8 protein-coding genes are annotated in these 7,317 nt (G+C 68.5%); 3 read left to right on the forward strand and 5 right to left on the reverse strand.

The window, feature by feature from the left end; translation table 11 throughout:
* The 4 genes from AC1DOC_RS11960 to AC1DOC_RS11975 all read right to left on the reverse strand — a co-directional run.
* On the reverse strand, nucleotides 1-756 hold a 756-nt coding region (locus tag AC1DOC_RS11960; RefSeq protein ID WP_478129850.1), incomplete at its 3' end, for an alpha/beta fold hydrolase.
* Between the two features lie 73 nt (nucleotides 757-829).
* Nucleotides 830-1,660, reverse strand: coding sequence for a DODA-type extradiol aromatic ring-opening family dioxygenase (locus AC1DOC_RS11965; protein WP_478080601.1), 831 nt, complete (start codon nucleotides 1,658-1,660; stop codon nucleotides 830-832).
* A gap of 76 nt (nucleotides 1,661-1,736) precedes the next feature.
* A complete protein-coding gene (locus tag AC1DOC_RS11970; RefSeq protein WP_478080617.1) occupies nucleotides 1,737-1,973 on the reverse strand; it encodes a hypothetical protein in 237 nt (78 codons plus the stop codon).
* Between the two features lie 145 nt (nucleotides 1,974-2,118).
* Complete coding sequence (locus AC1DOC_RS11975) at nucleotides 2,119-2,904, reverse strand: helix-turn-helix transcriptional regulator (protein WP_018905665.1); 786 nt, start codon at nucleotides 2,902-2,904, stop codon at nucleotides 2,119-2,121.
* A gap of 168 nt (nucleotides 2,905-3,072) precedes the next feature.
* Between AC1DOC_RS11975 and AC1DOC_RS11980 the strand changes: the two genes are divergently transcribed.
* Together AC1DOC_RS11980 and AC1DOC_RS11985 are read left to right on the forward strand one after the other, a co-directional pair.
* A complete protein-coding gene (locus AC1DOC_RS11980; protein WP_278881346.1) occupies nucleotides 3,073-4,230 on the forward strand; it encodes a helix-turn-helix transcriptional regulator in 1,158 nt (385 codons plus the stop codon).
* A gap of 110 nt (nucleotides 4,231-4,340) precedes the next feature.
* Nucleotides 4,341-6,200 (forward strand): ABC transporter ATP-binding protein, encoded by a 1,860-nt coding sequence (locus AC1DOC_RS11985; protein ID WP_062366778.1) that lies wholly within the window; start codon nucleotides 4,341-4,343, stop codon nucleotides 6,198-6,200.
* A gap of 16 nt (nucleotides 6,201-6,216) precedes the next feature.
* Here the strand turns inward: AC1DOC_RS11985 and AC1DOC_RS11990 are convergent, their stop codons facing one another.
* Complete coding sequence (locus tag AC1DOC_RS11990) at nucleotides 6,217-6,645, reverse strand: VOC family protein (RefSeq protein ID WP_018905662.1); 429 nt, start codon at nucleotides 6,643-6,645, stop codon at nucleotides 6,217-6,219.
* Between the two features lie 74 nt (nucleotides 6,646-6,719).
* On the opposite strand from AC1DOC_RS11990, the gene AC1DOC_RS11995 reads away from it, so the two are divergent.
* A partial coding sequence (locus AC1DOC_RS11995; protein ID WP_478129851.1) for a TetR/AcrR family transcriptional regulator occupies nucleotides 6,720-7,317 on the forward strand: 598 nt, incomplete at its 3' end.

The raw sequence follows: 7,317 nt of genomic DNA on the forward strand, positions 1-7,317 counted from the left end.
GTCGATCACCACGCCTTCACGCTGCGGATGGCCAGCCGTGAGCCGCGCCACCAGCGGGCGCGGATCGGCGGTGACGTCGTACTCGCCCCAGAGCAGCAACTGCGGCCCGCCCAGCGTGTCGAGCGCGGCCTGCAGCCCGCCCGCCTGCGACACGTCCTTGCTGCGAAAGCGCGTGCCGTGGCAGGAGATGTCGTGGATCTCGAAGGCCACCGGGTCGATCGCGGCCTTGTCGTGCAGCATGAGCGCGGCCAGGTTGTGCAGCAGCGCGGCGCGTTCCTGCTCGCGGCTGGGCGCGGCGCGCCAGTTGATCATCTCCACCGCCATGCGCCGCATCGTGCCGTGGCCGCCGCTGCCCACGAGCGCCAGGCGCCGGATGGCGCCGCGCCGCACCGCGAAGCGCGCGGCGGTGAGCCCGCCGAAGGAGAAGCCGCCCAGGTCGATGGGCGTGCCCGCGCCGATCAGTTGGTCGAGCGATCCGCCCAGCGCATCGAGCAGCGGGCCGAGCGGATCGTCGCCGGGCGCGGCGCGCGGCGGCGCATCGGAATCGTTGAAGCCGGGCATGTCGGGCAGCCACAGCGTGCGCCCGGCCGAGAGCGCCTCGACGTTGCGCAGCCAGTGCATCCAGCTGCCGTGGCCGCCATGCAGCAGCACCAGCGGTGCGTGGGCGTTTTCACCGCCGAAGCGGCGCCAGCAAACGCGAACGCCGCCATGCACCACGTCATGGCGCGTGCCGCTCGCGGCGATGCGTTCGATCAAGAGGCGGGCTTCTGTATTGAAATCTGAATCGGGAATGGAAGGCATCACCCGATTTTGCCAACGCGCGGCTTTTTCAGCTGGCGGCGGCGCCGAAGCGGTAGCTCGACACCACCAGCCCGCCCATGAACGCGTCCTCGTGATAGACGCGCTCGCCCGGCTCCTGCTCAGCCGCGCCGACCGCCACCATCAGCGGGATCAGGTGCTCCTCGCGCGGATGCGCCATGCGCGCCGATGGGGCCGCCGCCCAGTCCGCGAGGCGCTGCACGCGCTCCTGCGGCGGCGACTGCACTGCCGTGTGGTCGAGCCAGTCGCCGAAGGCCTTGGACACGCCGTGCGCCTGCGGGCCGAAGTTGCGCAGGTTGTGATAGCTCAGGCCGCTGCCCACGATCAGCACGTTTTCATCGCGCAGGGGCGCGAGCGCGCGGCCGAGTGCCAGGTGCTCCGCCGGATCGAGCCCGCGGCGCAGCGACAGCTGCACCACCGGCACGCCGGCATCGGGGTACATCGCCTTCATGGGCGAGAACATGCCGTGGTCGAAGCCGCGCTCCGGGTCGATGGCCGCGGGCAGCCCGGCCGCCTCGAGCAGCGACTGCACGCGCTGGGCCAGTTCGGGCGAGCCCGGTGCGTCGTAGCGCACTTCATAGGTGTGGGCGGGAAAGCCGCCGTAGTCGTAGATCATCGGCGGCCGCGGGTTGCCCTGCACCGTGAAGACCGGCGCCTCCCAATGGGCCGACACCATGAGGATGGCGTCCGGCGTGCGGCCGATCTGGCGCGGCATGTCGGCCAGCGCCGCGGCCAGCTGGTCGTAGGTGGGGCCCATTTCCTTCTTCATCCAGGGCCAGGGGCCGCCGCCGTGCGAGATGAAATACGTGGGCAGGCGCGAGAGGGTGTTGTCGTGGGTCAAGCCGATGCTCCTTGAAGGCGTTGCATCGACTGTAGCCGCAGGCATTCCCATCAGGGAATCGAAGGACGGGAACCCCTCACAGTGCGGGGGGAAGGCATCGCAGGCGGGCTTCGTACGCCTCCCATTCACGCATGCGGTTCTCGAGATCTTCAGGATTGGCCGATTGCGCGAGGTAGCGTTCCCGCGGGTCGGCCGTTTCGGCAGCGCAGCGCCGCACAAGAGCGGAGATGGCACGCTTGAAAGTGCCGTGCATGGACGGGCTGGGCACCTTGGCTGCGTCGGCCGGCAGCGGGAGCGGGAGGATCGGGCTCATGTTCACGGTGAACTCCTCAAGTTGGAACCGCGAGTGAGGTCTTCCCAGGCGGAACGGTGAGGCCCGAGCCTAGGGAGACCGCACGCTCAAGGAGTCATCGGAAACAATGACGCGCGGGATGGCCGCGCCATCGATCGATGCTCGGTCAGCGGGCTTCGGGCAGGCGCCCGAGCCAGAGCGAGGTCAGCGCCGCCCGGTTGTGGACGCCGAACTTGGCATAGATCGACTTCACGTGGATGTGCGTCGTATTCGGGCTTTGGCCCAGGATGGCTGCAATCGCTTTCTCCGCCTTTCCCTCGAGYAATCCCAGCAGGACCCTGCGCTCCGTGGCGGTGAGCGGCGCGTTCGCGATGAGGAGCCCGTGGCTGAGCAATTGCTGGCGATAGAACCAGCGCAGCCCGCGAAGCGCCAGGCCGAAAGGATTCTTGTCCGCCGATGAGAACCGGGGAGCTTCCGTGCTTCGGAAAATGAAAAGGTGCACCCGCACATCGTCATTGATCGCGCAGCGCATCGACATGCTGTCCGCATGTCCGATGGCCAGGTAGTGGCGCTGGTAGTGCGGACCGCTGAACCATTCAGGAGGCAGCGCTTCGAACAGGAGCTGGGTGCGGAACGGTTCCTCGCCGGCCACGGCAAGGATCTGCGAGAGGTCGACGGACGGCGACCACAAGGAGTCGAACTGCTCCTGGACCGAAGCGGCCATCGGCGGCAAAGGCCGCAGGAGCCGGACGAAGAGAGGACGCCAGCCGTTCAGGGCGTCGCCCAGCGCGGGGCTCGGCAGCCGCACGACCACCGACCAGAGTGCGTTGTGCGCGCCAAAGATCGAACAGAGGCTGCAGAGCAGGTGCTCGAGTGCTTCATCGCCATCGCAGACGGGGTAGTTCGCGAGCTTGTCCCACAGCGCGTAGATTGGCTCGGTGCCATCGTGCATTGAAGGCTGGGCGGGGGACGCAACTCCTGCATTCAATGGATCACCTGTTTAGGTTATTACGCAACGCAGCCCGCCTGCCTACGATCCGTCGATGGATCAGCCCCGCATCGTATGGCATTCGACGGACCTTGTGCCAGCGGTTCGGGCATCGTTTCGGGACCGTGTGCAATGACGGCCCCGCAACAGATTCCCGCCGCCGAGCTGTCGGAGCTGATCGGTGCGATCTACGACTGCTCCCTCGACCCGCAGCGGTGGGCTGCAACATGCAGAAAGATTGCGCAGCGCTGTGACAGCGCCGGGGGCGGCATCTGCGTGCACGACCTGAAGCAGATCCAGAACGACCAGTTGTACGTCTTCGGCTATGAGCCGGAGTTCCTGCAGAAATTCGGCGCCCGGTACGCCGAGAGCCCGATGGCCGCGGCGGACGTCCTCTCGAACGCCGGGGACGTGAGCGCGCTGTCGATGGAGCGTTTCCATCTGCATGACAGCGCTTTCTACCGCGAGGTGCTGCAGCCACACGGCGTGCTCGACATCATCTGGTTTCCGGCGCTGCGCACCGGCGGGCGCATGGCGTCCCTGCACGCGTCGCGCAGCGGCGAGTCGCTGCACTACCAGCAGAGCGACCTTGCCTTGTTCGAGCTCCTTGCGCCGCATGTCTGCCGCGCCCTGGCGATTTCCGATGCGCTCGACATCCAGGTGCTGAGTTCAGAGGTGCTGAAGAGGACCCTCGACGGGCTGGCGGCCGGCGTGTTCCTCGCGGCGCGCGACGGCCGCGTCGTCTACATGAACACTGCGGCCGAGCGGCAGGTCCGCTCGGGCACGGCGATGCGCCTGATCGACAACCGGTTGTCCCCGGTCCACCCGGCCGCTCGTGCCGCGCTGACGCAGGCGATCCAGGATTCAGGCCGCGAGGGTGCCGACATGCGCACCAAGGACCATGCGATCGGAATCCCCGGTGGAACCGGCGGGGGCTACGTCGCCACCTTGCTGCCGATTGCCGATGGCCGGCGCGCCGGGGTCCTCGCACCGTTCGCGGCGAGCGTTGCGGTGTTCATCCAGGACCCTGTCCAGGCGCCGCTGATGCCCGGGGAGGCATTCGGACGGCTGCATGGGCTCACCGGCGGCGAACTGCGCGTGCTGATGGCGCTGTCGCAAGGCCTGGGCGGCATGGAGGCCGCCGGCGTGCTGGGCGTGGGCGAACCGACCATCCGCACTCACCTGCAAAGGATCTACTCCAAGACTGGCACCTCCAGGCAGGGAGACCTGCTGCGCCTGCTGCACCACTCGACACCCCCGACGCGGCACCAGACGCGCCTGGCGGATTGAGCGGCCGCAGGCCCCCTTCATCGCTTCCGACGGCGCCGGAACGCACCCTTTCGGGGCAAGGACATGCCACCCCGGGCTAAAGTCGCGGCTTCCCCTGGAGACCGCACGCCTTGTTCCGTTTCTTCGAAAAACTGCTCCATCCCTATCCCGCGGCCGAACCGGCGCCTCCGCCGACGGGCTTCTTCGCGTTCCTGTGGGCCTGCACCCAGGGCCTGCGCCTCAAGATGGCCGTCATGGCGGCGCTCACGGCGGCCATCTCCGGCTTCGAGGCGCTGCTGTTCGCGATCCTCGGGCGCATTGTCGACTGGCTCGGCGGCCAGGTGCCGTCGCGGCTTTGGGCCGAGCGCGGCGACACGCTGGCGTGGCTGGCCGCGCTGCTGGTGATCAGCATCGGCGTGGTCGCACTGCAGACCATCGTCAAGCACCAGACGCTGGCGGTGAACCTGCCGATGCGCCTGCGCTGGAACTTCCACCGGGTGATGCTGGGCCAGAGCATGGCCTTCTACCAGGACGAGTTCGCGGGCCGCATCACGGCCAAGGTCATGCAGACCGCGCTGGCGGTGCGCGACACCCTGTTCGTGCTGGCCGACGTGGTGGTGGCCATGGGCGTGTACGTGGTGACCATCATCGTGCTGGTGACCGTGCTGGACGTGCAGCTGGTGCTGCCGTTCATCGTCTGGCTGGTGCTCTATGCGGGCGCGCTGATGTACTTCGTGCCGCGCCTGGGCAAGGTCGGCAAGGCGCAAGCCGATGCGCGCGCGCTGATGACCGGGCGCGTGACCGACGCCTACACCAACATCGCCACCGTCAAGCTGTTCTCGCACACCCAGCGCGAAGCCGGCTTCGCGCGCGAGGCGATGCGCGAGTTCATGTACACGGGCTACGGCCAGATGCGGCTGGTGAGCGCCTTCGAGATCGTCAACCACACGCTCAGCATGGGCCTGACCGCGGGCATGGCCGGCACCGCGCTGTGGCTCTGGTCGAACGGCACGGTGGGCGTGGGCGCGGTGGCGGCGGCCACCGCGATGGCGCTGCGCCTGCAGGGCATGTCGCACTGGATCATGTGGGAGATGACCAGCCTGTTCGAGAACATCGGCACCGTGCAGGACGGCATGAAGACGCTGTCGCGCCCGCGCACCGTGCTCGATGCGCCCGGTGCCGGCGTGCTCGAGGTGCCGCGCGGCGAGGTGCGCTTCGAGCACGCGAGCTTCCGCTATGCGGATGCGGGCCGCCGCGTCATCGACGACCTGAACCTGGTGGTGCGCCCGGGCGAGAAGATCGGCCTGGTCGGCCGTTCGGGCGCGGGCAAGTCGACGCTGGTCAACCTGCTGCTGCGCTTCCATGACCTGGAAAGCGGCCGCATCCTGATCGACGGGCGCGACATCGCGCAGGTGACGCAGGATTCGCTGCGCAGCCACATCGGCATGGTCACGCAGGACACCTCGCTGATGCACCGCTCGGTGGCCGACAACATCGCCTACGGCCGGCCCGATGCCACCCCGGCCCAGATCGAGGCCGCCGCGCGGCGCGCCGAGGCGCACGACTTCATCCAGACGCTGGGCGACGCCAGCGGCCGGCGCGGCTACGAGGCGCATGTGGGCGAGCGCGGCGTGAAGCTCTCGGGCGGCCAGCGCCAGCGCGTGGCCATTGCACGCGTGATGCTCAAGGACGCGCCGATCCTGCTGCTCGACGAGGCCACCAGCGCGCTCGATTCCGAGGTGGAGGCTGCCATCCAGCAGAGCCTCTACCGGCTGATGGAAGGCAAGACCGTGATCGCGATCGCGCACCGGCTGTCGACCATCGCGGCCATGGACCGGCTGATCGTGCTCGACGAGGGCCGCGTGGTGGAAGAAGGCGACCACCGCACGCTGATGGCGCAGGGCGGGCTCTATGCGCGGCTGTGGGCGCACCAGAGCGGCGGCTTCCTGGGCGACGATCTCGACGAGGAAGAAGAAGCTCTGCGCGCCTGAGCAGCGCAGCGCCGTCTCAGCCCGGAAGCGCGCCGGCCTCGTAGAGCCTGGCGAACTCCGCGCTCGGCGGGATCGGCTTGACGATGTCGATCAGCACGCCGTTCGGATCGCTGGTGATGAAGTGGCGCTGGCCGAAGTCTTCGTCGCGCAGCGGCAGCAGGATCGGCAGCCCGGCCGCGGCCAGCCGGTCGTGGACCGCGTCGGGGTCGTCCACCTCGAAATTGAGCAGCAGGCCGCCCGCCACCTGCCCGCGCGCGGCGGCGGGAATCGTCTCGTGCCGGCCGTCCAGCACCGCCAGGCTGACCGAGGGCTCGCCTTCGAGCTGCAGATGCACATACCAGTCGCTCGCGAACAGCGGCACAAAGCCGAAGTGCGACTGGTAGAAGCGGGCCGTGGCGGCCACGTCGTTGGTCATGATCACCGGGTAGTAGCTCGTCACTTTCATGGCATCGGCCCTTTCAATTAACATACAGCCTGCATGTAAGTCTCCATATTAATCTACAGACAGCCTGTATGTAAATGCCAAAAACAACCGCCACTCCCCCGTCCAGGACCAACCGTGAACGCACGGAAACCACCCGGCTCGCCTTGGTCGAGGCGGCGCGCAGCCTTTTTGTCAGCAAGGGTTACGGCGACACGTCGACGCCCGAGATTGCTGCGGCCGCCGGCATCACGCGCGGCGCGCTGTACCACCACTTCGTGGACAAGCGTGACCTGTTCAGGCAGGTGCTGGTGCGCGAGGCCGAGGCCGTGGCGGCCGGCATCGAGGCGGCCGCGCCCGGGCAGCTCACGCCGCGCGAGGCGCTGGTCGAGGGCAGCAAGGCCTACCTGGACGCCATGACCGTGCCCGGCCGCACGCGGCTGCTGCTGATCGAGGGCCCGGCCGTGCTGGGCCTTGCGGAAGTCATGGCCATCGACGAGGCCACCTCGGCGAACTCGCTGCGCCAGGGGCTGGAAAGGGCCAGGGCGGGCAAGGCAGAGGTGCCGCTCGATGCGCTCGCCCGGCTACTCGCGGCCGCCTTCGACCGGGCCGCGCTCGAGATCGATGCCGGCGCCGACGCGCAGGACGTCCGCGCGGCGATGCTCTGGCTGCTCGAGCAGGCGCTGGGCTCCGAGC

This window comes from Variovorax sp. 01T439_2 (genome assembly GCF_056398445.1).

Excerpts from the sequence above, each read along its gene's own strand:
- AC1DOC_RS11970 (WP_478080617.1), bottom strand. The coding sequence starts at position 1,973 with ATGAGCCCGATCCTCCCGCTCCCGCTGCCGGCCGACGCAGCCAAGGTG.
- AC1DOC_RS11980 (WP_278881346.1), top strand. The coding sequence starts at position 3,073 with ATGACGGCCCCGCAACAGATTCCCGCCGCCGAGCTGTCGGAGCTGATC.
- AC1DOC_RS11990 (WP_018905662.1), bottom strand. The coding sequence starts at position 6,645 with ATGAAAGTGACGAGCTACTACCCGGTGATCATGACCAACGACGTGGCC.